Source organism: Streptomyces musisoli, from assembly GCF_016741855.1.
GTDB classification, from domain to species: Bacteria; Actinomycetota; Actinomycetes; order Streptomycetales; family Streptomycetaceae; genus Streptomyces; species Streptomyces musisoli.
Map to the genome: position 1 here is coordinate 195,144 of NZ_JAERRH010000011.1, position 24,536 is coordinate 219,679.

Annotated in this window: 19 protein-coding genes and 5 tRNA genes; 11 read left to right on the forward strand and 13 right to left on the reverse strand. The window is 70.5% G+C overall.

The features are described from left to right. Positions 1 to 26: 26 nt before the first annotated feature. The 6 genes from JK361_RS26985 to JK361_RS27010 form a co-directional block, all read right to left on the reverse strand. Positions 27 to 99: transfer RNA gene (locus tag JK361_RS26985), tRNA-Glu, on the reverse strand. A 28-nt stretch (positions 100 to 127) separates the two neighbouring features. Further along, positions 128 to 199, reverse strand: a tRNA-Gln gene (locus JK361_RS26990). Positions 200 to 220: 21 nt separating this feature from the next. Further along, a tRNA-Glu gene (locus JK361_RS26995) sits at positions 221 to 293 on the reverse strand. Positions 294 to 355: 62 nt separating this feature from the next. Next, a tRNA-Glu gene (locus tag JK361_RS27000) sits at positions 356 to 428 on the reverse strand. Between the two features lie 21 nt (positions 429 to 449). After that, positions 450 to 521, reverse strand: a tRNA-Gln gene (locus tag JK361_RS27005). A gap of 90 nt (positions 522 to 611) precedes the next feature. Further along, a complete protein-coding gene (locus JK361_RS27010; RefSeq protein ID WP_201822578.1) occupies positions 612 to 1,343 on the reverse strand; it encodes an HAD family hydrolase in 732 nt (243 codons plus the stop codon). 41 nt (positions 1,344 to 1,384) lie between these two features. Here JK361_RS27010 and JK361_RS27015 point away from each other — a divergent pair, with 41 nt between their 5' ends. Continuing rightward, on the forward strand, positions 1,385 to 1,669 hold the full coding sequence (locus JK361_RS27015) for a type II toxin-antitoxin system RelE family toxin (RefSeq protein WP_201822579.1): 285 nt from the start codon (positions 1,385 to 1,387) through the stop codon (positions 1,667 to 1,669). A gap of 60 nt (positions 1,670 to 1,729) precedes the next feature. Here JK361_RS27015 and gltX read toward each other — a convergent pair whose 3' ends face one another. From gltX to JK361_RS27030, 3 genes are all read right to left on the reverse strand, one after another. Continuing rightward, complete coding sequence (gene gltX, locus JK361_RS27020) at positions 1,730 to 3,214, reverse strand: glutamate--tRNA ligase (protein WP_201822580.1); 1,485 nt, start codon at positions 3,212 to 3,214, stop codon at positions 1,730 to 1,732. Then, complete coding sequence (locus JK361_RS27025; protein ID WP_201822581.1) at positions 3,207 to 3,992, reverse strand: fumarylacetoacetate hydrolase family protein; 786 nt, start codon at positions 3,990 to 3,992, stop codon at positions 3,207 to 3,209. The genes gltX and JK361_RS27025 overlap by 8 nt, the downstream gene beginning before the upstream one ends. Positions 3,993 to 4,212: 220 nt before the next feature. Beyond that, positions 4,213 to 4,407 (reverse strand): hypothetical protein, encoded by a 195-nt coding sequence (locus tag JK361_RS27030; RefSeq protein ID WP_201822582.1) that lies wholly within the window; start codon positions 4,405 to 4,407, stop codon positions 4,213 to 4,215. 567 nt (positions 4,408 to 4,974) lie between these two features. Between JK361_RS27030 and JK361_RS27035 the strand changes: the two genes are divergently transcribed. The 9 genes from JK361_RS27035 to JK361_RS27075 all read left to right on the forward strand — a co-directional run bounded on the left by JK361_RS27035 (position 4,975) and on the right by JK361_RS27075 (position 18,758). Further along, positions 4,975 to 8,736, forward strand: coding sequence for a sensor histidine kinase (locus tag JK361_RS27035; RefSeq protein WP_201822584.1), 3,762 nt, complete (start codon positions 4,975 to 4,977; stop codon positions 8,734 to 8,736). Between the two features lie 9 nt (positions 8,737 to 8,745). Further along, entirely contained in the window at positions 8,746 to 9,159 is a 414-nt protein-coding gene (locus JK361_RS27040; RefSeq protein WP_190018698.1) for a roadblock/LC7 domain-containing protein, read from the forward strand. A 110-nt stretch (positions 9,160 to 9,269) separates the two neighbouring features. After that, positions 9,270 to 9,668, forward strand: a complete 399-nt coding sequence (locus tag JK361_RS27045) for a DUF742 domain-containing protein (protein WP_009190816.1) — start codon at positions 9,270 to 9,272, stop codon at positions 9,666 to 9,668. After that, the gene (locus JK361_RS27050; protein ID WP_184970470.1) at positions 9,649 to 10,224 is read left to right on the forward strand and encodes a GTP-binding protein; all 576 of its coding nucleotides are present in this window, start codon (positions 9,649 to 9,651) and stop codon (positions 10,222 to 10,224) included. The genes JK361_RS27045 and JK361_RS27050 overlap by 20 nt, the downstream gene beginning before the upstream one ends. Positions 10,225 to 10,604: 380 nt before the next feature. Then, a complete protein-coding gene (locus JK361_RS27055) occupies positions 10,605 to 13,844 on the forward strand; it encodes a sensor histidine kinase (RefSeq protein ID WP_201822586.1) in 3,240 nt (1,079 codons plus the stop codon). A 10-nt stretch (positions 13,845 to 13,854) separates the two neighbouring features. Next, positions 13,855 to 14,268 (forward strand): roadblock/LC7 domain-containing protein, encoded by a 414-nt coding sequence (locus JK361_RS27060; RefSeq protein ID WP_004983065.1) that lies wholly within the window; start codon positions 13,855 to 13,857, stop codon positions 14,266 to 14,268. A 94-nt stretch (positions 14,269 to 14,362) separates the two neighbouring features. After that, a complete protein-coding gene (locus JK361_RS27065; RefSeq protein ID WP_201822588.1) occupies positions 14,363 to 14,929 on the forward strand; it encodes a DUF742 domain-containing protein in 567 nt (188 codons plus the stop codon). Beyond that, positions 14,910 to 15,491 carry a GTP-binding protein gene (locus JK361_RS27070; protein WP_026248371.1) on the forward strand — a complete coding sequence of 194 codons (582 nt, stop codon included), beginning with the start codon at positions 14,910 to 14,912 and terminating at the stop codon, positions 15,489 to 15,491. Before JK361_RS27065 ends, JK361_RS27070 begins: the two co-directional genes overlap by 20 nt. 195 nt (positions 15,492 to 15,686) lie before the next feature. After that, positions 15,687 to 18,758, forward strand: coding sequence for an NACHT domain-containing protein (locus tag JK361_RS27075; RefSeq protein WP_307787327.1), 3,072 nt, complete (start codon positions 15,687 to 15,689; stop codon positions 18,756 to 18,758). Positions 18,759 to 18,854: 96 nt separating this feature from the next. Here JK361_RS27075 and JK361_RS27080 read toward each other — a convergent pair whose 3' ends face one another. From JK361_RS27080 to JK361_RS27095, 4 genes are all read right to left on the reverse strand, one after another. Further along, positions 18,855 to 19,049, reverse strand: a complete 195-nt coding sequence (locus JK361_RS27080) for an acyl-CoA carboxylase subunit epsilon (RefSeq protein WP_201822592.1) — start codon at positions 19,047 to 19,049, stop codon at positions 18,855 to 18,857. 57 nt (positions 19,050 to 19,106) lie between these two features. Beyond that, on the reverse strand, positions 19,107 to 20,702 hold the full coding sequence (locus JK361_RS27085) for an acyl-CoA carboxylase subunit beta (RefSeq protein WP_201822594.1): 1,596 nt from the start codon (positions 20,700 to 20,702) through the stop codon (positions 19,107 to 19,109). Between the two features lie 154 nt (positions 20,703 to 20,856). Next, positions 20,857 to 23,163: a polysaccharide lyase 8 family protein gene (locus tag JK361_RS27090; RefSeq protein ID WP_201822655.1), complete on the reverse strand. Its 2,307-nt coding sequence runs from the start codon at positions 23,161 to 23,163 to the stop codon at positions 20,857 to 20,859. A 29-nt stretch (positions 23,164 to 23,192) separates the two neighbouring features. Continuing rightward, entirely contained in the window at positions 23,193 to 23,699 is a 507-nt protein-coding gene (locus JK361_RS27095; RefSeq protein ID WP_201822596.1) for a hypothetical protein, read from the reverse strand. 215 nt (positions 23,700 to 23,914) lie between these two features. Between JK361_RS27095 and JK361_RS27100 the strand changes: the two genes are divergently transcribed. Next, positions 23,915 to 24,523, forward strand: coding sequence for a YceI family protein (locus JK361_RS27100; RefSeq protein ID WP_201822598.1), 609 nt, complete (start codon positions 23,915 to 23,917; stop codon positions 24,521 to 24,523). The last annotated feature ends 13 nt before the right edge of the window (positions 24,524 to 24,536 follow it).

Genomic DNA, 24,536 nt, shown 5'->3' on the forward strand with positions numbered 1-24,536 from the left:
CCGAAGTGGAGGGCCTTCCCGATGCGTACCCCCGACCGGATTCGAACCGGCGCTACCGCCTTGAGAGGGCGGCGTGCTAGGCCGCTACACAACGGGGGCGTGGACACTGCGTTTCCGCAGGTCCGAGCTGGTCTACCTGGACTCGAACCAAGACTAACTGAACCAGAATCAGTCGTGCTGCCAATTACACCATAGACCAATGATGGTTTAGACCAGTCAGTACCCCCGACCGGATTCGAACCGGCGCTACCGCCTTGAGAGGGCGGCGTGCTAGGCCGCTACACAACGGGGGCCCTAGCGATCCTGCATCGACAACGGTGGGAGCTACCCTGGCCGTCCTCGCGGGAAGGATCAGTACCCCCGACCGGATTCGAACCGGCGCTACTGCCTTGAGAGGGCAGCGTGCTAGGCCGCTACACAACGGGGGCTTTGCAGATGAGCTCTGCGAGCTGGCCTACCTGGACTCGAACCAAGACTAACTGAACCAGAATCAGTCGTGCTGCCAATTACACCATAGGCCACTGGAACTCAACCCCCTGCGGGGTTCTCGTTCTAGCTTGCTCCTCGGGGTTCCGGCCTTTCGGCCCGTTCCCCTCGGCGCAGGAAGAACATTACCCGAAGGTGGACGGGGCTCCAAAACGGGTATCGGCGCGGATGAGCGCGGGAAGTTCGGCGAGGGTCGAGATCCGGTGCGCCACGGCCTCCTCCGCGGCCCGCACGCGGGCCGTGCCGCGGTCGATCCACACGGACAGCAGACCGGCCTCGGCGGCGCCCCGGCCGTCGATCTCCGGGTGGTCGCCGACGTACGCCACCTCGTGCGGCGGCAGCCCCAGCGCCTCGCAGGCGGCCAGGAAGGCGCCGGCGTCCGGCTTGGAGACGCCCAGCTCGGCGGCGCACAGCACGGCCTCGAAGCGGTCGAGGATCCCGAGGGTGCGCAGCTTGTGCTCCTGGACGGTGATGCTGGAGTTCGACAGCACCGCGTGGCGGTGTCCGGCCGCGAGGGCGTCCAGGGCGGGCAGGACGTCCGGGAAGAGGCTCCAGGCGGCCTCGTAGTGCCCGATGTACCGCTGGAACCAGGCGTCGCACTCGGTGTCGGCCAGTGCCGTGCCGAGGAACACACGGACCCGGTCGCGCCGCTGGTCCCGGAAGGAGCACTCCCCCGCCGCGTACCGCGCCCACTGCCGGTCGGTGATCTCCCGCCACCGCAGGAGGGCCTCCTCGGGCGTCGCGTACCCGGCGAGCAGCCCCTCCACCGCCAGATGCGCCCGCATGCCCTCACGGTCGGCGGTGGTGTAGTCGAAGAGGGTGTCGTCGACGTCCCAGACCACGGCTCTGATCGTCATGACACCGACGGTACCGCCGAACGGCTGGCACACTGGTCCGCATGAGCGAGTACCGCGTCCAGTTCACCGTCGAGGCCCGTGCCACGTTCGACGCACTGCCCGCAGAGCGCCGAGCCCAGGTGGACAGGGCCGTGCGGATACTGGGACGCGATCCGTTCCGGAAGACCTCGACCGCGCCGCTGGGACCGGACGACAATCTGCGCAAGGCCTATGTGGCTCCTGGCGTGATGCTGGAGTACGTGGTGGCCGGCGCGATCATGGTCGTCGTCGTGGTCTGGATCTTTGACGAGAGCCAATACCTGATCGACGAAGCCGACGCGCAGTGAACAACGCGTCAGGGGCGGCATCCGGAGGCCTCCGGATGCCGCCCCTGACCTATGTGTCGGCTACGCGCTCAGCCTCGCCAGCGCCGCGTCGATGCGGGCCAGCGTCTTCTCCTTGCCCAGGACCTCCAGGGACTCGAAGAGCGGCAGGCCCACCGTGCGGCCGGTGACGGCCACGCGGACGGGGGCCTGCGCCTTGCCGAGCTTGAGGCCGTGGGCCTCGCCGGCGGCCAGGACGGCCTCCTTGAGGGACTCCGCCTGCGTCCAGTCGGCGGACTCCAGCTTCTCGCGGGCCGTGCGCAGCAACGCGTCGGAGCCCTCCTTCATCGCCTTCGCCCACGAGGCCTCGTCGTAGACCGGCTCGGCGAGGAACAGGAAGTCGACGTTGTCGGTGATCTCCGACAGGACCTTCAGGCGGGTCTGGGCGTGCGGGGCGATCGCCTCCCACTTCGCCGCGTCGAAGTCCTCCGGCGCCCAGGGGGCGAACGGCGCCTGCAGCCACGGGCGGCAGCGCTCGGTGAACTCCTTCACATCCAGCATCCGGATGTGGTCGCCGTTGATCGCCTCGCACTTCTTCAGGTCGAAGCGCGCGGGGTTGGGGTTCACGTCGGAGATGTCGAAGGCCGCGACCATCTCCTCGATCGTGAAGATGTCCTGGTCCGCGGAGAGCGACCAGCCCAGCAGGGACAGGTAGTTCAGCAGGCCCTCGGGCAGGAAGCCCCGCTCGCGGTAGAGGTTGAGGGACGACTGCGGGTCGCGCTTGGAGAGCTTCTTGTTGCCCTCGCCCATGACGTACGGCAGGTGGCCGAAGGCCGGGGTCTGCTTGGCGATGCCCAGCTCGGTCAGCGCCTTGTACAGGGCGATCTGGCGCGGGGTGGAGGAGAGCAGGTCCTCGCCGCGCAGGACGTGGGTGATCTCCATCAGGGCGTCGTCGACCGGGTTGACCAGCGTGTACAGCGGGGCGCCGTTCGCGCGGACGATGCCGTAGTCCGGCACGTTCTCCGGGGTGAAGGTCAGCTCGCCGCGGACCAGGTCGGTGAAGGTGATCGTCTCGTCCGGCATCCGGAAGCGGACGATGGGGGTGCGGCCCTGCGCCTGGAACTCCTCGACCTGCCCGGCGGACAGGTCGCGGCAGTGGCCGTCGTAGCCGGAGGGCCTGCCGGCGGCGCGGGCGGCCTCGCGGCGGGTGTCCAGCTCCTCCTGGGAGCAGTAGCAGTGGTAGGCGTACCCGCCGTCGAGGAGCTTCCGCGCGACGTCGGCGTAGATGTCCATGCGCTGCGACTGCCGGTACGGCGCGTGCGGGCCGCCGATCTCGGGGCCCTCGTCCCAGTCGAAGCCGAGCCAGCGCATCGCGTCGAGCAGCTGGTTGTACGACTCCTCCGAGTCGCGGGCCGCGTCGGTGTCCTCGATACGGAAGACCAGGGTGCCCTGGTGGTGCCGGGCGAACGCCCAGTTGAACAGGGCGGTGCGGACCAGGCCCACGTGGGGGTTACCGGTGGGCGAGGGGCAGAAACGGACGCGTACGGGAGAGCCGGGTGCGCTAGCCACGCTTGACAACCTTGTTGGTGAGAGTGCCGATGCCTTCGATGGTGACGGCGACCTCGTCGCCGACGTTGAGCGGGCCGACCCCCGCGGGGGTGCCGGTGAGGACGACGTCGCCGGGGAGCAGCGTCATGGCCTCGGAGATGTTGACGATCAGGTCCTCGATCGGGTGGATCATCTCGCTCGTGCGGCCCAGCTGGCGCTGTTCGCCGTTGACCGTGAGCTGGATGGTCAGGTCGTTCGCGCGGGCGAGGTCCAGATCCGTCTCCACCCAGGGGCCGAGCGGGCAGGAGGTGTCGAAGCCCTTGGCCCGCGCCCACTGCTTCTCGCGCCTCTGCACGTCGCGTGCGGTGACGTCGACGGCGCAGGTGTAGCCGAAGATCACGTCCTTGACGCGGTCGCGCGGCACCTCGCGGCACATCCGGCCGATGACGACGGCCAGCTCGGCCTCGTGGTGCAGTTCCTGCGAGAAGGAGGGGTACTGGATGTCGTCGCCGGGGCCGATCACCGAGGTGGAGGGCTTGAAGAAGGCGAACGGTGCGTCCGGCACCTCGTTGCCCAGCTCGCGGGCGTGGTCGGCGTAGTTGCGGCCGAACGCCACGATCTTGTTGGGCAGTACCGGCGGGAGCAGCCTGACCTTGCTCAGCGGCACCTTCGTCCCGGACAGTTCGTGATCCGCGAACGGAATGCCCTTGATGATGTCGAGGACGAGTTCGTCCTGCTTGTCGCCCTCGACCGCGCCGAAGGCTACGTTCCCGTCGATGGAGAACCTGGCGATGCGCACGGGATTCCTGCGCCCCTCACTGAGAACCGGCGTACTGACGCCCCAGGTTATCGGAGCCCCTCGAAGTTATTCGCGTCTGGGGGCGTCTGCGCAGGTCAGAGGCGGGTCACTGCACCTGCCCCGGCACTGGCCGGCGGCGGAGGGGGCCGCCGGGAAAATGCGGGCGCGGCCGGAAGGGACCGTCACCCGATCCTTCCGGCCGCGCCCGGCGCGAAGTCGGTCACTCCGCCGCGGCGGCACCCACGCCGGCGGGCATCTCGTCGAGGACGGTGCGCCGGGGGTTGGCCGTCTGGGCGGGAAGGTCGAGGGAGTGCTCCGGCAGCTCGGGCGTGTGCAGCTCGCCGGCGCCGTCGAGGTGCGCCAGGGTCGTGCGTCGCGGGTTGGCTATGTTGCGGAACATCATCGTCGTCTTCACCGTTGTCGTCCTGTGCCCTCTGGTCGGGTGGGTTGGCAGAGCCGTCCTTGCTGTAAAGCGTCAGGCTAAACATCCGATTCCCCGACGAAGACACCAACTCCTCACGAGATCCATGTGAGTTTGCTCACGACCTCACGGGCAAACCGGTCAATTCCGGCCGCCGACCCGCCCCAACGAAACGGACATTGGGCACCTGAAGCCCCCATTCCGCTCCTGATCATGGCGACTGGGACACCGGGCGCCGAGCGGCGACTCGCTGACGTATGCCCGTTATTGGCCGAAAGAGGTTCCACGGCAGGTAATCCCCCACTCACAGGCCGTCACGGAGGTCACAGCTCGGTCCACTGCCCTTGTTGGAGATCCTGCACTGTGCTGGAATTCCACGGACCGCCGCGGGATCGAGCCGGCGCACAGGGGCGCACTCAGCGCCGAGCGGCGGCGAGATAGGGGGAACCAGCGCCGGTCACTCAAGACCACCGGGGGGCGTATTCAGGGCGCTCTCCAAACGCCGACACCGTGTCCCTCCGTTCGTACGGGGGGGCGCCTGGTCCAGAGGTTGCGACGCTAGTGCAGGGACGTTTCAAGAGGGATGGCAGCGCTTCGGCGGAGCCGGAGTCGCACGACGGGACTGGCCCCATGAAGGGCAGCTCCTCCCCCCAGCACGCCCAGAACCCGGGCCCGGCCGGAGACGGCGGTGAGCGTGGCGGACGCCCTGGCGCGTCGGCCTCGTCGGCGTCCACGACCGCGACGCCCTCGGGCAGCCCCACGCCGACGGTGAAACCCGTGCAGGGCCCCACCGGTCCCGGTTCGCGGCTGGCCCTGCGCAACTGGCGCATCTCCACCCGCCTGGTGTCGCTGCTCGCCCTGCCCGTGGTCGCGGCCACCTCGCTGGGCGCGCTGCGTATCAACCAGAACATGGACGACATCCAGCAGCTCGACAACATGAAGCTGCTGACGGACATGACCAAGCAGGCCACCGAGCTGGCCGCGGCGCTCCAGGAGGAGCGCGACCAGTCCGCCGGTCCGCTGGCGCACGGGCTTCAGGCGACCGACTACACGGTCAAGGGCTACCAGCAGAAGACCGACCGCGCGGCCCAGAACTTCGTGGACGCCTCCGAGGCGATCGACGAAGCCACCAAGAACGGTCAGCTCCGCGGCGTCCGTGACAGCCTCGTCGGCCTGAGCAGCCAGCTCCAGAACCTCGCGAAGATCCGCCGGACGGCCTACCAGTCGAAGGACAACTCGACGCAGACGGTCGAGTCCTACCACCGTCTGATCTCCCAGCTGATCGACCTCTCGCAGGACATGGCGGAGGCGTCCAGCAACCCGGAGATGATCCAGCGCACCCGCGCCCTGGCGGCCTTCTCCACCGCCAAGGAATACGCGTCCGTCCAGCGCGCCGTCATCGCCGCGGCGCTGCCCGACAACACCACGACGGCCGGCAACCTCTCCGAGAACGACCGCCTGTACGCCGAGTCGGCGCAGCAGAGCGAGACCTCCGAGATCAGCATCTTCCGGAAGATCTACTCCGGGACCGCCGCGGAACTGCTGAAGCCGATCGACGACGGCAACCCGACCATCCAGGCCGCGGACAAGTACGCCGGGCGCGCCCTCGCCAACAAGGGCGGCCTCGCGGACCTGCCCAAGCGCTCCTACCGCGACTGGGTGGACACCAGCTCGACCAAGATCGAGCAGATGAAGAAGATCGAGCACACGCTGCTCGAGGAGATGGAACAGAAGGCCCGCGAGCTGAAGAGCGCCACCCAGCGTGACGCCATCATCTCCGGTGCGCTGATCCTGCTGGTGCTCGGCGTCTCGCTCGTCGGCGCGTTCGTCGTGGCCCGCTCCATGATCCGCTCGCTGCGCCGCCTCCAGGAGACCGCCACCAAGGTCGCCCAGGACCGCCTGCCCGAGCTGGTCAAGCAGCTGTCCGAGTCCGACCCGCAGGACGTCGACACGTCCGTGGAGTCGGTCGGTGTGCACTCCCGGGACGAGATCGGCCAGGTGGCCGCGGCCTTCGACGACGTGCACCGCGAGGCGGTCCGCCTCGCCGCCGAGCAGGCCCTGCTGCGGGGCAACGTCAACGCGATGTTCACCAACCTCTCGCGCCGCTCCCAGGGTCTGATCCAGCGCCAGCTGTCGCTGATCTCCGAGCTGGAGTCCCGCGAGGCCGACCCGGACCAGCTGTCCTCGCTGTTCAAGCTCGACCACCTCGCGACGCGTATGCGCCGTAACGGTGAGAACCTCCTCGTCCTCGCGGGTGAGGAGCCCGGCCGCCGCTGGACCCGTCCGGTCCCGCTGGTCGACGTGCTCCGTGCCGCCGCGTCCGAGGTGGAGCAGTACGAGCGCATCGAGCTGGCCGCCGTGCCGACGACCGAGGTCGCCGGCCGCGTGGTCAACGACCTCGTGCACCTGCTCGCCGAGCTGCTGGAGAACGCGACCTCGTTCTCCTCCCCGCAGACCAAGGTCAAGGTCACCGGTCACGCGCTGCCCGACGGCCGGGTGCTCATCGAGATCCACGACACCGGCATCGGCCTCTCCCCCGAGGACCTCGCGGCGATCAACGAGCGGCTCGCCTCGCCGCCCACCGTGGACGTCTCCGTCTCCCGCCGCATGGGTCTGTTCGTGGTCGGTCGTCTGTCGCAGCGGCACGGCATCCGGATCCAGCTGCGCCCGTCCGACTCCGGCGGTACGACCGCGCTGGTCATGCTGCCCGTCGACGTCGCCCAGGGCGGCAAGAAGCCCGCTCCGGGCAAGCCCGGTGTGCCCTCGACCGGTGGTCCCGCCGCCGCGCAGGCCGCCGCGGGTGCCGCCGCGGCCCGACGCCAGAACGGCAACGGTGGCGGCGGCCAGGCCGGTGGCGGTCTGCTCGGTGCCGGCCCGGGCCCGCGCGGCCAGGTCGGCTCCGCCCAGGGGCCCCGGGCCGCGCTGCCCGGCACGGGCCAGGGCGGCCGCCCGGGTGCGCCCGGCGGAGCGCGCGGTCCCCAGGGCCGCCCCGCCTCCTCGCAGCAGGGCCGGCCCGCGCCCGCCGGTTCCGGTGCGGGCGGCTTCGGCGGTCAGGCGCCGGCTGCCCCGCAGGGCCTTCAGGCCGCCGGCCCGAACGGGCCGCAGCAGGACTTCTTCGGCGGCCGTGGCCAGAAGCGCTCCGGCGCTCCCGCGGACCAGGGCCGCCAGCCCCAGCTGCCGCCGCGCGGCGGCCCGCGGGCCGAACTGCCCGGCGGTGACGCACCGTCCCGTACGCAGGACTGGAGTGACGCCCAGGCCCCGCTGTCCCGCGCCTCGCTGGACGCCCCGCGCGGCCACGACGAGCAGGACCCGACGCACACCGCGCGCATGCCGCGGGTGGACGACCGGCAGGGTCCGGGCTCGACCGCGGAGATACCCCGGATCGACGCCCAGGGTCCGGCCGCGACGGGTGAGTTCCAGCGCCCCGAGCTGCCCGGCGGTTCCGCCCAGCACACGGGCCAGTTCGCCCGCCCGGACAGCGCCCAGCAGACGGGCCAGTTCGCGCTCCCCGACAACCTCCAGCAGACGGGCCGGTACCAGCGCCCCGACGCCGCCCAGCAGCCGGGCCGCTTCGACGGTCCGGGTGCCCAGCAGCAGGACGCCGACCCGTTCGTCCGCCCCGACGTGTTCGGCACGCCGGCGGCCGGGCGTCCGGACCACGGCGCGCAGAACACGGGCCAGTACCCCGTCCAGCAGGCCCCGCAGGCGTACGACGCCGGCTCCACCGGTCAGCACGCCCTGCCCGGCGGCCCCCGCAACCCCGGTCACACGGGGCAGTTCGAGCGCCCGCAGCCGGCCGGCCGGGACGACTTCGGCGCGCCGCGTCCGCAGGCCCCGGCCCCGCAGCAGCGTCCGGTCCGCTCCGAGCCGGAGGCCCTGCCGCCGGCCAGCGGCCCGGGTGACGGTCGTACCCCGCTGTACGACACGTTGGAGACCAACTGGTTCCACGGCCAGCAGCAGGAGGGCGCGCCCGCGCCGCAGCAGCCGCAGGCGTCCGCGCCCGCACCGCAGCGGCCGGCGTCGAACACCGGCTCCTGGCGCACCTCGCCGAACGACGAACTCGTCCGGCAGGCCGAGCGCGTCCGCCAGCCCGCCGCGGGCGGGGTCACCACCTCCGGCCTCCCGCGCCGCGTGCCCCGAGCGAACCTCGTCCCGGGCACGGCTCAGCAGCAACAGAACCAAGCCGGTCCGCAGGTCTCGCGTGCGCCTGACGACGTACGCGGGCGGCTGACCAATCTTCGTCGGGGCATCGCTCAGGGCCGTCAGGCCGGCAGCGGCCAGACCGGCAGCTTCCCGAGCCCCACTCACCAGCAGGAGCGTTAGTTGAGTCCGATGAGCCAGGCGGCACAGAACCTGAACTGGTTGATCACCAACTTCGTGGACAACACCCCCGGGGTGTCGCACACGGTGGTGGTCTCCGCCGACGGCCTTCTGCTGGCGATGTCCGAAGGTTTCCCGCGGGACCGCGCCGACCAGCTCGCGGCCGTCGCCTCCGGTCTGACCTCCCTGACGGCCGGGGCATCCCGGATCTTCGAGGGCGGCAGCGTGGCACAGACGGTGGTGGAGATGGAGCGCGGATTCCTCTTCCTCATGTCCATCTCGGACGGGTCGTCCCTCGCGGTACTGGCCCATCCCGAGGCGGACATCGGTCTCGTCGGCTACGAGATGGCACTGCTCGTCGACCGCGCGGGTGCGGTACTCACCCCGGATCTGCGCGCCGAACTCCAAGGCAGTCTGCTTCACTGACCGCCCCGGCACCACCCACCTCACGAAAACACCGTCCGGCCGCCACAATCCCCCCACCGGCCCCGTCCGACGGCTTGACTGACCGACTTGCTGTCCCGCCCGGAGGATTCATGACCCCGCCCACCGCCCATCATGATCCGTACGCGGAGCCGTACGGGGATGAGGGCGACCAGCCGCTGGTAAGGCCGTACGCCATGACCGGCGGCCGGACCAGGCCTCGCTACCAGCTCGCCATAGAGGCGCTGATCAGCACCACGGCCGACCCGGCTGCGCTCATGGGGCTGCTCCCGGAGCATCAGCGGATCTGCCACCTGTGCCGCGAGGTCAAGTCGGTCGCGGAGGTCTCCGCGCTGCTGGCCATGCCGCTCGGTGTGGCCCGGATCCTGGTGGCCGACCTCGCCGAGGCCGGCCTGGTCGCCATCCACCAGCCGGGTGGCGACGAGAACAACGGCGGCGCTCCGGATGTGACGCTGCTCGAAAGGGTGCTCAGTGGACTTCGCAAGCTCTGACGCGGGCCGGGCCACCACCTCCGCGAAGATCGTGGTGGCGGGCGGCTTCGGCGTGGGCAAGACCACGTTCGTCGGCGCCGTCTCGGAGATCAACCCGCTGCGCACAGAGGCCGTCATGACGTCCGCTTCGGCCGGCATCGACGACCTCACCCACACCGGGGACAAGACGACGACCACCGTCGCCATGGACTTCGGCCGCATCACCCTGGACCAGGACCTCATCCTGTACCTGTTCGGCACCCCCGGCCAGGACCGCTTCTGGTTCATGTGGGACGACCTGGTCCGCGGCGCCATCGGCGCCGTCGTCCTCGTCGACACCCGCCGCCTCGCCGACTGCTTCCCCGCCGTCGACTACTTCGAGAACAGCGGCCTGCCCTTCGTCGTCGCCCTCAACGGCTTCGACGGCCAGCAGCCCTACGCCCCGGAGGAAGTGCGCGAGGCCCTTCAGATCGGGCCCGACACCCCGATCATCACCACCGACGCCCGGCACCGCGCGGATGCGAAGAGTGCCCTGATCACGCTGGTGGAGCACGCCCTGATGGCCCGCTTGAAGTAGCACTCAAGTACGACGGGCCGCAGGGCAGTTGTCGTAACGGGTTCGGAGCCGGCTGTGGCCTTAGCCACGGTCGGCTCCGGCGTTCATAACAGTTCGGCAGAGGAATCGCCCGGAATCACCACGCGACGCGGTCGCACGGTGCCACTGTGCTCACAAACGCCTCGCCTTTTGGCAACGCTCGCTCTTTATGACCGTTTTATCTGGCGTTTACAAGTGCACCCTCCGTCGGTTTCCACTGTTTGGAAGTGCGCTGGTCCACGTGCTGGAATGCCTGAACTGCCCAATGGTCGAAGACGTACTCCGTAGTGGTCTGTGGCGAACCGGGCTCTGAGAGACTGCGGCACGACGTAGGTGCCGACCGCCGAGAGGTTGTTGGTCGAGTGAGGCGAAGCAAGAACGGTGCCGAGCCGTCGGCGCGGGGCAACTTCACCCCGCCGCCGCGCGCTGCGGCGCCCACCCCCGTTTCCGGTGCGGAGCCGGCGGCCACTCCCGCGTCCAGCGGCGGCCGTTTCTCCCCGCGGAACTGGCGGGTGCCGACCCGGCTGAACGCGATTCTGCTCATACCCGTGGCGGTCGGTCTCGTCATGGGCGGCTTCCAGGTGAAGAGTTCGATCGACACCTGGCAGCAGGCCCGTGACGCCGAGAACACCGCCCGTCTGGTGCGTGCCGCCCTCGGTTACGCCGACGCCCTGGAGAACGAGCGCGACGTCACCGCGGCGCCGCTGCTCCTCAAGAAGAACGACGCGACCGGCAAGGCCACCGTCGACCAGGCCCGCAAGGCCACGGACCAGGCCGCCGCCGCCTTCCACGAGGCGACGAAGAGCGCGCCGGACGAGTCCGGCCTACAGCGCCGGCTGAAGCTGTTCGGCGAGGCCGAGCCCAAGCTGGTGCAGCTGCGGCAGGCCGCCTACACCTCCAAGATGACCGGCGTGCAGACGGAGGAGGGCTACGTCGCCGTCGCCCACCCCCTGATGGAGTTCGCCAACGAACTCGGTCTCGGCACCGGAAACATCACCTCCTACGGCCGTACCGTCTACGCCATGTCGCTGACCAAGGCGGCGCTGTCGCTGGAGCGGTCCATCGGCACGCATCTGCTGGTCAAGCCCGGCCCGGACGCCCCGAACCTGGCGACCCAGCGGGTCTCCCTGTCCTCGTACGCCTACCTCGAGCGCATCGCCATCGAGGAGTACACGGGCGGTGGCACCGAGGCCGACGCGCAGAAGCTCGACGACGCCAAGGAGAAGATCAAGGCGGACGGCGCCGCGCTGGTCGAGAAGGCCAAGGCGGAGGACCCGAAGTACGTCGCTCCCCCGTCCGACCCGTCCGACATGGTCGCGGCACTCGCCACCATGCAGGACACCAGCACGCTCACCCGTCAGGGGCTCGCCGCCAAGGGCGTCACCGCCCAGAACTGGTGGGCGGCGAACACGCTGAAGTACAAGGCCTACCGGCAGATCGAGTCCGACCTGGCCGACAAGGCGGTGAACGAGGCCTCCGGTATCGCCGACGACGCCAAGACCTCCGCCTTCATCACCGGTGCCGTGGTCGTCGTCGCCCTGCTGGCCGCGTTCATCCTCGCCGGTCTCGTGGCCCGCCAGATGAGCCGCTCGATGCGCCAGCTGCGCAACGCCGCCTTCGGCATCGCCGAGCAGCGCCTGCCGATGCTGGTCGACCAGCTCTCCCGGACCGATCCCGGCCGGGTCGACACCCGGGTGGCGCCGATCCCGATCACCACCAAGGACGAGATCGGCGAGGTCGCCCGCGCGTTCGACCAGGTCCACCGTGAGGCGGTCCGGCTCGCCTCCGAGCAGGCCCTGCTGCGGGGCAACATCAACGCGATCTTCACCAACCTCTCCCGCCGTAACCAGTCGCTGATCGAGGGCCAGCTGACCCTGATCACCGACCTGGAGAACAACGAGGCGGACCCGGACCAGCTGGAGAACCTCTTCCGGCTGGACCACCTGGCCACCCGTATGCGCCGCAACGGCGAGAACCTCCTGGTCCTCGCCGGCGAGGAGCCCGGCCGCCGCTGGGACCAGCCGGTCCCGCTGGTCGACGTCCTGCGCGCCGCCTCCTCCGAGGTGGAGCAGTACGAGCGCATCGAGCTGTCGGGCGTCCCGGAGGCCGAGATCCACGGCCGCGCGGTCACCGACCTCGTGCACCTGCTGGCCGAGCTGCTGGAGAACGCCACCACGTTCTCCTCCCCGCAGACCAAGGTCCGCGTCACCGCGACCCGTCTCCCCGACGGCCGCGTGATGATCGAGATCCACGACAAGGGCATCGGTCTGACGGCCGAGGACTTCGCGGACATCAACCACAAGCTGGCCAACCCGCCGACCGTGGACGCCGCGATCTCCCAGCGCATGGGCCTGTTCGTGGTCGGCCGGCTGTCCGACCGGCACGGCATCCGTGTCCAGCTGCGCCCCTCGGGCGAGCAGGCCGGCACGACCTCCCTGGTGATGCTGCCGGACGCGATCACGCACGGCGGTGGCGGCGAGGCCCCGCTGGACCGCGACGAGTTCACGGTCTCGCAGATCATCCCGGAGCAGCAGTTCCAGGGTGAGAGCTTCGGCCAGATGCAGCCGATGCGCACCGCCGCCGAACTGGGCTTCGACGACAGCCGCTACACGGAGGCCCCGGACGACACCCGCGGGCTGGACCCGGTCGGCCGTTCCCGCAAGCGCGAGGAGCGCCGGGCCGCCCTGGAGGCCCAGGGCCACGGCGAGCACACCGGGCAGGAGGAGGCCGCCGAGGCCCCCGCCGGTTACCCGGATCCGTTCACCGGACAGCAGGCGTACCCGGAACAGCAGCAGGCGTACCAGCACACGTACGACGAGCGGCCGCAGGAGTCCTTCGAGGCGCCGGCGTACGAGGAGCCGCAGCACACGACGTACGAGCAGCCGTACGAGGAGCAGTACTACACGCCGAACGGCGAGGCGCCGCAGCACGAGGGCTTCTCCCCGAACGGCGGCTATCCGGAGCCCGCGGCCCCGTACGCGGAGCCTGCCCAGACGCCGTCCTACCAGGACGACTGGCCCGGGCAGGACGGTTACCAGAACGGCTATCCGGCCCAGTACGCTGCGGAAACGGAATCCGCGCAGGCCGCTGACGTGAGTGAGCGGAACCGCGTAGGCTTCGACCGTCCGGGAACGGCTTCTCCCGCCGCACACGAGCTGACCGACGCCGGGCTGCCCCGCCGTGGCTCCGCCGCGAGCGGTTCGAACGGCGCCGGTTCCGCGAACGGCACGGCGCGCGTGCAGCAGGAAACGCCGGCTCCGGCGGCCGGGAACACACCGGTTGCGGGCGGCGACAGCGGCTGGCGGTCGGCGAACGACGAGCGCTGGCAGCAGGCCTCGCAGCTCCGGAAGCCCAAGGCAGGCGGGGTCACCGCCTCCGGCCTGCCGCGGCGGGTACCCAAGGCCAATCTGGTCGAGGGCACCGCCGAGAGCACCCCTCAGGGAGGCCCACAGGTCTCCCGCGCCCCGGAGGACGTCCGGGGCAGGCTGAGCAACCTGCGTCGGGGCGTCCAGCGCGGACGCAGCGCAGGCAGTGAAACGAACGGCCAGGCCACTAGGAATCAGCACAGTGGTCCTGACAGCACCTACAACCAGGAGCGTTAGTGTGAGCCCGATGAGCCAGGCGGCACAGAACCTGAACTGGTTGATCACCAACTTCGTGGACAACACCCCGGGGGTGTCCCACACGGTGGTGGTCTCCGCCGACGGACTCCTTCTGGCGATGTCCGAAGGCTTCCCCCGCGACCGCGCCGACCAGCTCGCGGCCGTCGCCTCCGGTCTGACCTCGCTGACCGCCGGTGCCTCGCGCATCTTCGAGGGCGGCAGCGTGAACCAGACGGTTGTGGAGATGGAGCGAGGATTTCTCTTCATCATGTCCATCTCCGATGGTTCGTCCCTGGCGGTCCTGGCACACCCGGAGGCGGACATCGGCCTCATCGGGTATGAGATGGCCCTTCTGGTGGACCGTGCGGGCACGGTCCTGACCCCGGATCTCCGCGCGGAGCTCCAGGGAAGCCTTCTCAACTAGTAATCGGACGGTGCGTTTTCGTGTCCCGGGGCCGTAAGGTTTCGGGACGCGGCTCCACAGGGATGGGCGCCCGGCGCAGTCGGAGGAGGAGAAAGTGGCAACACCCCCAGGCGGTTCGTCTTCGGGCAACTGGTCGTACGGCCCAGCCCAGGGTCAGGGCGACGGTTCGGCGAACCGGTACTTCCCCTCCGCACCCAACCACCGGCAGCCGTACGCACCGCAGGGCCCCGGTCCGTCGCCGTACGACCAGCCCCAGGCTCCGCGCATCCAGCCGGTCCAGCCGCAGCGCCGCCCCGAGCCGGCCCCGGCTTCGGCGTCGAACAACCCCCTGGTGCGTCCGTACGCCATGACCGGCGGCCGGACCCGCCCGCGCTACCAGCTCGCCATCGAGGCACTGGTGCACACCACCGCCGCTCCGCACCAGATGCAGGGCCAGCTGCCCGAGCATCAGCGGATCTGCAACCTGTGCCGGGAGATCAAGTCGGTGGCCGAGATCTCGGCCCTGCTGACGATCCCCCTCGGCGTGGCCAGGATTCTCGTCGCCGACTTGGCGGAGGCGGGCCTGGTCGCCATCCATCAGCCCGGCGGCGACGAGAACGCCGGTGGCCAGCCAGACGTGACACTGCTCGAAAGGGTGCTCAGTGGACTTCGCAAGCTCTAGCGGCGGTCCTTCCCGCTCCACCACCTCCGCGAAGATCGTGGTGGCGGGCGGCTTCGGCGTGGGCAAGACCACGTTCGTCGGCGCCGTCTCGGAGATCAACCCGCTGCGCACAGAGGCCGTCATGACGTCCGCTTCGGCCGGCATCGACGACCTCACCCACACCGGAGACAAGACCACCACCACGGTGGCCATGGACTTCGGCCGCATCACCCTGGACCAGGACCTCATCCTGTACCTGTTCGGCACCCCCGGCCAGGACCGCTTCTGGTTCATGTGGGACGACCTGGTCCGCGGCGCCATCGGCGCGATCGTCCTCGTCGACACCCGCCGCCTCGCCGACTGCTTCCCCGCCGTCGACTACTTCGAGAACAGCGGCCTGCCCTTCGTCATCGCCCTCAACGGGTTCGACGGCAACCAGCCGTACAACCCCGACGAGGTCCGTGAGGCCCTTCAGATCGGCCCCGACACCCCGATCATCACCACCGACGCCCGCCACCGCGCGGATGCCAAGTCGGCGCTGATCACGCTGGTGGAGCACGCTCTGATGGCGCGCCTGCGCTAGGGCCCGGCGCCCACGCAACCGGAAACGGCCCCCGCCTCTCCTGTCGAGAGGTACGGGGGCCGTCCGCATGTGCGGGACCGGGGCGGCGGCCGGGCGGGCCCGCTCGCTCGGCCGGGAAAGCGGGACGCGGCCCGGGGTGACGGGTGACAATGCCCTCCATCGTGCGTGCGGAGGGGGCGGACAGTGAGTGCCGAGGTGGCTGCGTTACGGCTGGGGACGACGGTGGCGAAGGCCGCCGCCCAGGTGTGGCTCGGGGGGAAACGGCGGGAGCAGGAACGCCGGATGGACATGGCCGAGCTGGTACGGCTGCGGGTGTCCGGACTGCGGTTCCAGCGGGGCGTGCAGCGGCAGTTCGAGGAGATCGCGGACGCGGTGTACGACCGGCTGGCGCCGTTCCTGGCCAGGGAGTTCCCCGGTCTGGAGGAGAGCGGCCGGCAGGCCGTGGTCAACGGGGTCTGCGACACGTTCGCGGCGGCGGACCTCTCGGACGAGGCGGTTCTGGCGGCGGACGCGAATCCGGCGGAGATCGTGCGCCGGGTGACGGGGGCGGTACGGCCGCCGGTGGGCCTCGGCGAGGCGGAGACCCGCCTGTTCGAGGTGCTGTTCGCGGAGTGCGTCGAGTACTACGTGCGGATCGTGCGGGGCCTGCCGGTCTTCGAGGAGCGGGCGCTGACCGAACTGCTGGGCCGTACGACATCGCTGGGAGCGGAGATCGCGCGGGTGCTGGAGCGGCTGCCCGACCGCTCGTTGTTCGCGCCCGAGGGGACGGACCGGGACGCGGACTTCCGGCGGCGCTACCTGGAGCTGGTCAGCACGGCCCTGGACGAGGTGGAACTGTTCCGGCGCACCTCCGACCGGGCGGGGGCGCGGGTCCGGCTGTCGGTGGCGTACGTGAGCCTGCGGGCGACGGGGGACGACGGGGGCCGGCGTCGCCCGGACCGTCATCTGCCCGGGCCGCGGCCGGACATGAGCGTCTGGGAAGAGCCCGGCGAGAGCGCCGGGATGCGGGTGGAGGCAGCGCTCGGAAGCACCTCGCGCGTGCTGCTGCGGGGTGAGGCCGGCTCCGGCAAGACGACGCTGCTGCGCTGGCTGGCGGTCACCGCTGCGCGGGGGGCGTTCACCGGAGAGCTGGCCGGCTGGAACGGTCTGACGCCGGTGTTCGTCAAGCTGCGGGAGTACAGCGGCCGCGAACTGCCGAGGCCCGAGGCGATGCTGGACTCGGTGGCCGAGAGCATCTCCGGGATCATGCCGAGGGCATGGGTGGAACGGCAGCTGGAATCCGGGCGGGCCCTGCTGCTGATCGACGGTGTCGACGAACTCCTCGACACCGAGCGCCGGGGGGTGCGGGACTGGCTGCGCCGGTTGCTGGTGGCGTACGGCGAGGTCCGGGTCGTCGTCACATCCCGCCCGGCCGCGGCGGGCGCGGACTGGTTGCGGCAGGAGAAGTTCACGGCGCTGCAACTCGACCGCATGTCGCCCCCGGACCTGGCGGCCTTCGTACGGCAGTGGCATCAGGCGGTCCGGGAACTCGGCGACGAACTGCCCTGCCCGGTGGACGAACTCCCCCGGTACGAGCAGTCGTTGTCGAACAGCCTCAAGGACCGCCCGCATCTCCCGTCACTGGCCGGTACCCCGCTGCTCGCGGCGATGCTCTGCGCGATGCACCTGAACCGCGGCAGCCGGCTTCCGCGCGACCGGATGGAGCTGTACCGCAACGCCCTGCACACCCTCGTCCACGACCGGGACGCGGACCGGAACGTGCCCAGCGCGGCGGGCAGCCGGCTGAGCCTCGGCGACAAGCTGGTGCTGCTGCGGGACCTGGCCTGGCGGCTCTCCGACAACAACCGCAGCGAGATCCCTCTGGACCGGGCCGGAGAGTACGTCGGCCGGAGGCTGGTGGGCATGCGGCACCTGGAGGAGCAGGACGGCCGACGCGTGGTCGAACAGCTGCGTGGCCGCTCGGGACTGCTGCGCTCCCCCGCCGAGGGCCGCCTGGACTTCGTCCACCGCACGTTCCAGGAGTACCTGGCCGCCGAGGAGGCGGTGCAGGAGGACCGGATCGGCAACCTCGTCGGGCGGGCGCACCTGGACCTGTGGCGCGAGACGATCATCATGGCGGCCGGGCACGCCAACAGCCCCCAGCGGGAGGAACTGCTGGACGGCATCCTGGGCCGGGCGCGGGAGGAGCCCCGGCATGCCCGCACCCTGCGGCTGCTCGCCGCCGCCTGCCAGGAGACGGTGCCGTCGGTCTCCGAGGAGCTGGCCGGGCGGCTGGAGGAGGCCGTGTCCGCGCTGCTGCCGCCGCGCCGGAGCACCGACCCGCCCGCACTGGCCGCGGTGGGCCCGAGCCTGCTGCGGAGACTGCCGCGGTCCTTTGCGGAACTGACGTCGAAGGCGGCGGTGCAGACGGTGCGGACCGTGGCGCTGATCGGCGGGGAGCAGGCGCTGGGGCTGCTGGAGGGGTATGCGGAGGACCGACGGCTGGACGTGGTGGCCGCGCTCATCGACGCCTGGGCGTATTTCGATGCGGATGCCTACGCCGAGCGGGTGATGGCGAGGCTTCCGTTGCACGAGTACTCGGTGGACGTGACGCACTCGGCCCAGCTGCGAGCGCTGGTACGACTGAGGTCGCTGGCCTCGCTGAGAATCCTGTGCAGGGTCCGGGATCTGTCCGTCCTCGACGGACTCCCACCGCTGCGCGAACTGGTGTGCAGGGTGGACGGTACGGCCGACCTGTCCCTGCTCAAGAGGCATCCCGGGCTCAGGAGCCTCCAGCTGTACGGTTCCCTGTCGCTGCGGAACCTGGACGCCCTGACAGAGCTGCCCCTGCACCTCTTGCAGTTGCCGCTCGCGGGCCCGGACGGCATCGAGGCTCTCCCGGCCCTGCCGAGGCTTCTCTCGCTGGTCTTGTCGCGCGTCACGGCGGACACCAGGCTGGGCTTCCTGGCCCCCTTCACCCGCGTCGAGGGCCTGTACCTCCTCGGTACCAGACGCACCCGGCTGCCCGACCTCACCCCGCTGCCCACGCTGCCCGATCTGCGCCACCTGGCGCTCTACTACTTCGACGCGCTGGATCTGCCGCAACGGCTGGCATCGGCCCGCCCCGGACCGGACAGTCTCGGCCTGTACGACTGCCTGCTGCCCGACCGGCTCGACGGCATGAGCACGCTGCCCCGGCTGAGGCGGCTGACGCTGAGGGACTGCGAAGCCCCGGAGGGACGCGTCACCGAACTGACGCTGCCGGGCGTCGATGTCACCGTCACCTGAGCACACCACGGCCCCGCCGCTCGCGGAGGAGCGGCGGGGCCACGGTCATGCGTGCCGGTCCCGGCGCCGCCGTGCGCGGGCCGGGAATCCGGGTCCTCAGTGCCAGCTGTGCGGCGCGCGGAAGCCCGGCTCGCGCTCCAGGCGGCGCCAGCCCGCCTTGGCGCGGCCTCGGTGGGTCTGGGCCGAAGGCTCGGTGCGGGCGGCGGCGCGGGCCATGAGGACCGCCGTGATGGCGGCGACTTCCTCGGGCTCGGCGTGGCCCTTCTCGACGCGGATGTCAGGAGTGCTCATGGGTGTCAGTCTCCGTGAGGAAGAGGTCCGCGGGGTTGCCGCGGCGGGTCCGCTGGATTACTGCGGGGGGTTGCCGTGCTTTCGCGAGGGTAGGTCGGCGTGCTTGGTGTGCAGCATGGCCAGGGACCTGGCCAGCACCTCGCGGGTCTCCGCGGGGTCGATGACGTCGTCCACCAGGCCCCGCTCGGCCGCGTAGTAGGGGTGCATCAGCTCGGCCTTGTACTCCTTGACCATCTTCTGACGCATGGCCTCGGGGTCCTCCGCACCGGCGATCTGCCGGCGGAAGATGACGTTGGCGGCGCCTTCGGCGCCCATCACGGCGATCTCGTTCGTCGGCCAGGCGTAGGTGAGGTCGGCGCCGATCGACTGGGAGTCCATGACGATGTACGCACCTCCGTACGCCTTGCGCAGGATGAGCGAAATCCTCGGCACGGTCGCGTTGCAGTAGGCGTACAGCAGCTTCGCGCCGTGGCGGATGATTCCGCCGTGTTCCTGGTCGACACCGGGGAGGAAGCCCGGCACGTCCAGGAAGGTGACGATCGGGATATTGAAAGCGTCACACATCTGGACGAAGCGTGCAGCCTTTTCGCTGGCCTCGATGTCCAGGACGCCGGCGAGGACCTGCGGCTGGTTGGCGATGATGCCGACCACCTGGCCGTCCAGGCGGCCCAGCGCGCAGATGATGTTCCGCGCCCAGCGCTCGTGGACCTCCAGGTACTCGCCGTCGTCGACGATCTCCTCGATGACCTTGGCCATGTCGTACGGCCGGTTGCCGTCGGCCGGGACCAGGTCGAGGAGGACGTCGGAGCGGCGGTCCACCGGGTCCGCCGAGTCCACCCGGGGCGGGTTCTCGCGGTTGTTCTGCGGCAGCAGCGACAGCAGGTACCGCACCTCCGCGATGCAGGTCTCCTCGTCGTCGTACGCGAAGTGGCAGACGCCGGAGGTCTCGGCATGGACGTCGGCGCCGCCCAGGCCGTTCTGGGTGATCTCCTCGCCCGTCACCGCCTTGACCACGTCCGGGCCGGTGATGAACATCTGCGAGGTCTCGCGGACCATGAAGACGAAGTCCGTGAGGGCGGGGCTGTAGGCCGCGCCGCCCGCGCACGGGCCGAGCATCACCGAGATCTGCGGGATGACACCGCTGGCCTTGGTGTTGCGCTGGAAGATGCCGCCGTAGCCGGCGAGGGCCGAGACGCCCTCCTGGATACGGGCGCCGGCGCCGTCGTTCAGGGAGACCAGGGGCGCACCGGCCGCGATGGCCATGTCCATGATCTTGTGGATCTTGGTGGCGTGGGCCTCGCCGAGCGCGCCGCCGAAGATGCGGAAGTCGTGGGCGTAGACGAAGACCGTGCGGCCCTCCACCGTGCCCCAGCCGGTGATGACACCGTCGGTGTACGGCTTCTTCGCCTCCAGGCCGAAACCGGTCGCCCGGTGCCGGCGCAGCTGCTCGACCTCTTGGAAGGACCCGGGGTCGAGGAGCAGCTCGATCCGCTCCCGAGCCGTCAGCTTGCCCTTGGCGTGCTGCGCCTCGGTCGCCTTCTCGCTCGGGCCCTGCACGGCCTGGGCGCGGATCTCGTGCAGTTCGGCGACCCGTCCGCGTGCGTCCGTCGGCTCGCCGGTCGGCTCACCCGTCGTCTCTTCCAAAACGGTCATGTAGTGACCTTACGAAGGACACGAAGAAAAGCGAGCCGTCGACTCTGTACAGTCTCCGGCCCGTTTTACTGGTGCCAGTGAACAGAACCATGGCGGAATGCAGCCGTTCCGACTGCTCAGACGGGCGTCGGCTTGTAGGTAGACCACAAAGCCGTCATGTGAGAGCCACGTCACATTCGAGGGTGGAACATGCCATCCCCGGGGTGATACGGAGCCTCAGACGGCGGTCCGCCGAGAGAACCTCGACGCCGTCGTCCACCCGGGTGACCGCGCGCACCGGGTGGTCCCAGATCAGCTCCAGCGGGGCTCCCGTGCGGGGCGGCTCGCTCACCCGGAAGGTGGCCGTGCGTCCCCGGCGGACGACGAGCACGCTCGCGCCGGCCGAGACGGTCAGATTCCCTACCGTACCGGCCCGCCAGAAGTTCCCGGCCGTCAGACCGAGCCGGGGAACGGCGACGGCCTGGCACACCGTGTCGTTGGCGAGAACCGACAGCCAGTGCCGGTCGCCGGCCCGGGCGGCGGTCTGCGCGGGAGCGGCGCCGGGCAGCAGGACGTAGGCGTAGCCGGCGGCCACCGGGTCGGTGCCGTGGTCGAGCCACAGGGTCTGCCAGCGCCGGGTGCGCCGCTCGGGGTCGCTGGTGGTGTTGATGTCGGACCAGGCTCCGGTGCGGTCCTCGCGGAGGGTGCGCAGTTCGCCGCCGCACGGCAGGATCCAGCCGCCGTGCTCCGCGAGGTGCGCCCAGTTCCGGCCGCGCACGAAGCGCTGGGTGCCGTTCTCGCCCAGGTTGCGGTTGTCCACGACCGTCTCGACCGGGACGCCGTCGGCGCAGGAGATCCCGGCGCCGAGGCAGACCACGGCGTCGGTGAGGAAGAACCAGGACTTGTGGGCCTCCAGGGTGGAGCCGAGGCCCTTGAGGTGCTGGCCGACGGCGGCGTGGGTGCCGTCGGTGGTCCCGCCGACCCAGCGGACGTCCGGCCGGGGGGCGCCCCACTCGCCGCCGGCCCGGTCGGCGAGCCGTCTGGTCGACACGGTGGTGCCGGGCAGCCGGTACCAGTCGACGGTGGGCCAGTACCAGTCGGTGTACTGGTCGCCGCGGTCGCGCGGCCACCAGGAGAGCATGCCGGAACCGGTGTGCCAGCCGCGCGGGTTCTCACCGTTGCCGCACTCGTAGTGGGTGATGCGGTCGCTGGCCATGGCGAGGGCGGCGGTGAAGCGGGGCGCCCGATGGACGGCACGGTCCATGGCCGGGAAGAGACGGTGGCCGAGGGGTTCGGGGGCCGCGGGAACCGGCGCGCCGGCGATGGCGTGCAGCCGTGCGAGATCGGCCACCCCGAACTGACGTGACGTCAGCACCGGTACCACGGTGTCCCGTTCGATCCAGCCCTTGACGCGCCCGTGCCACCGCTGCCGCTCCGCCTCGCTCGCGCCGTCCGCGAGCAGGGCGACGGCGGCGATCAGGGCCTGCCCGTGGTAGTGGTCGCTGCGCATGACGTGCTGGTCGTCGCCGCGCAGGTAACCGCGGCTGATGGCCCGGCCGTTGACGCAGTCCATCACCAGCCCGTCGTGGACGAGGGGTGCGTAGGCGTGCTCGACGGCGTCCATGATGTTCTGCCGGGCGGGGTCGGTCACCTCCCAGGCCGACCCGGCGAGCAGCGCGAAGAGCCGTCCGAGGCCGTCGAGCAGGACCTGGCCGTACGTGCCCGAGTAGGCGACCTGGGTGTGCTGGACGAAGGAGCCGTCGGCGTAGAGGCCGTCACCCCGGGTGACGTGGGGGAAGACCGGGGAGAGGGCGTCCCGGGCGAGGGAGATCCGGCCGGGGTCCCGGCCGAGGATGCCGCGCAGGGCGACCGAGCGGCACAGGTCGACGCGGTTGGCGCCGGTGGAGGTGCCGGAGTAGTCGATGAGCATCGTGTCCGGGATGAAGTGGTCGACGGCCGCGCAGGCCGCCGAGACCCGCTCCGGGCCGAGCTGTCCGTACAGGGCGGCCGTGATGTCCGTCAGCAGGCGGGGGCTGCCGATCTGCCACTCCCACCAGTTGCCGTAGCGGGTGGTGGAGGTGTTGTAGACGGTGGCGGACAGATGGTCGAGGCCGCGGAGCACGTCGGCGAGGAGGGCGGGGTCGCCGGTGGCGCCGGTGCCGCCCTGCGCGTAGGCCTGGGCCATGGTCCACAGGCGCCCGTAGCTGAAGGTGATGCCGGACGGCGGGTCGAAGGGGTGCCCGGGCCACAGGGAGGCCGGGGCGGGAGCCATGGCGGCCTGGAACTCCCGTGCCTGCCGGCCGAGTTGGGCAAGCCGGGAGGCGTACGGCTCGGCTCCCGGGTCGTAGCCGGTGCCGAGCGCGATGCCGAGCCAGCGGCGGCGCAGTACGTCGTAGGGGTCGTCACCGGCCGCCCGCGCGCCCGGCGCGGGGGCGGCCGCGAGGGCGGCGGCCAGCAGGAGTGCGCGTCGGCTCATGCCCATGGGGCCGGTCACCGCCCTCTCCCGCCGGCTCAGCAGCCGCCGCAGTTGTAGTAGAGGACGTCCCAGTGGTTGCCCTCGTCGGCGTAGAGGTTGCCGGAACCGGACCGGTACTGCGGGGCGCCGTCGCCGCGCAGGCCGATGTACGTGAAGTTGTTCTTGATGTACGACGTCACGCACGTGTTCTTGCCGTAGTCGAGCTTGTAGCCGTTCCAGTGGGAGTAGGTGCCGGAGGCGTGGCCGGTCTCGGTGCCGCCGGTGATGTTGAGCGCGCAGCCGCTGGCCCCCTTGAGGGTCTGGGCGCCCTGGGCCGTGGCGAGGTTGAGCTGCTCGAAGGACGTGCAGGTGGGGTTGTTGCGGTCGGAGCAGCCGCCGGAGGACGACCAGGTGATGCCCACCTGACGGAACATCGAGGTGGCGGTCGCGTGACTGATCTTGGTGACGGCGAAGGCGTCGGTGGCGGTGCCGAGTACGGCGACCGCGGGGGCGGTGACGAGGGCGAGCGCGGTCAGAAGGGCGCGGGCCTTGAGCGGCTTCATGGGGGACCTTCCTGCGGTGGGCCGTGCTTCCTATGGGGTCGGCTGTGCAGGTGGTGCAGGCAGATGGTGCCCGAGCGTCCCGGGGGTGCGCCAGAGGGTGTACGTGGTGACTGTGTGCAAGCTTGAGAACACGTTGCGGATGATGTTGAAAATTGAACGGAATGGGTCTACCGTCGGAGACGCGAGTTCGTTCAACGTTCAACTAGGAGCACGTCATGGGCATCTTCAGCCGCAGCAAGGCCACCGTCCCCGCCCCCGCCGCACAGGCCGCCACAGGCCCCGACCTGACCGCGCTGACCGGCGACTACACGATCGACCCGGCCCACAGCACGATCGGTTTCGTCGCGCGGCACGCCATGGTCACCAACGTCAAGGGCGGCTTCGACGACTTCACCGGCACGCTGAGCCTGAACGGTGCGGACCCCGCCGCGTCCACCGCCACGCTGGACATTCAGATGGACAGCATCGACACCGGCAACGCCGACCGTGACGGTCACCTGAAGTCGGCCGACTTCTTCAAGATCGACGAGTTCCCGACGATGACGTTCCGCTCCACCAAGGCGGAGGCCCTCGGCGGCGACGACTACCGCATCACCGGCGACCTCTCCCTGCTCGGCGTCACCCGGCAGATCTCCATCGACCTGGAGTTCAACGGCTCCGCGAAGGACCCCTTCGGCAACGAGCGCGTCGGCTTCGAGGGCAAGGCCGAACTCCTGCGCTCCGAGTGGGGCCTGACCTGGAACGCCGCCCTGGAGACGGGCGGCGTCCTGATCTCCGACAAGATCAAGCTGATCTTCGACATCTCGGCAATCAAGACCCCGTAACCCCACCCCCCAT

Coding starts and splice junctions, on each gene's coding strand:
- JK361_RS27010 (WP_201822578.1), bottom strand. CDS start 1,343: ATGACGATCAGAGCCGTGGTCTGGGACGTCGACGACACCCTCTTCGAC.
- JK361_RS27015 (WP_201822579.1), top strand. CDS start 1,385: ATGAGCGAGTACCGCGTCCAGTTCACCGTCGAGGCCCGTGCCACGTTC.
- JK361_RS27040 (WP_190018698.1), top strand. CDS start 8,746: ATGAGCCAGGCGGCACAGAACCTGAACTGGTTGATCACCAACTTCGTG.
- JK361_RS27045 (WP_009190816.1), top strand. CDS start 9,270: ATGACCCCGCCCACCGCCCATCATGATCCGTACGCGGAGCCGTACGGG.
- JK361_RS27060 (WP_004983065.1), top strand. CDS start 13,855: ATGAGCCAGGCGGCACAGAACCTGAACTGGTTGATCACCAACTTCGTG.
- JK361_RS27080 (WP_201822592.1), bottom strand. CDS start 19,049: ATGAGCACTCCTGACATCCGCGTCGAGAAGGGCCACGCCGAGCCCGAG.
- JK361_RS27085 (WP_201822594.1), bottom strand. CDS start 20,702: ATGACCGTTTTGGAAGAGACGACGGGTGAGCCGACCGGCGAGCCGACG.
- JK361_RS27090 (WP_201822655.1), bottom strand. CDS start 23,163: ATGGGCATGAGCCGACGCGCACTCCTGCTGGCCGCCGCCCTCGCGGCC.
- JK361_RS27095 (WP_201822596.1), bottom strand. CDS start 23,699: ATGAAGCCGCTCAAGGCCCGCGCCCTTCTGACCGCGCTCGCCCTCGTC.
- JK361_RS27100 (WP_201822598.1), top strand. CDS start 23,915: ATGGGCATCTTCAGCCGCAGCAAGGCCACCGTCCCCGCCCCCGCCGCA.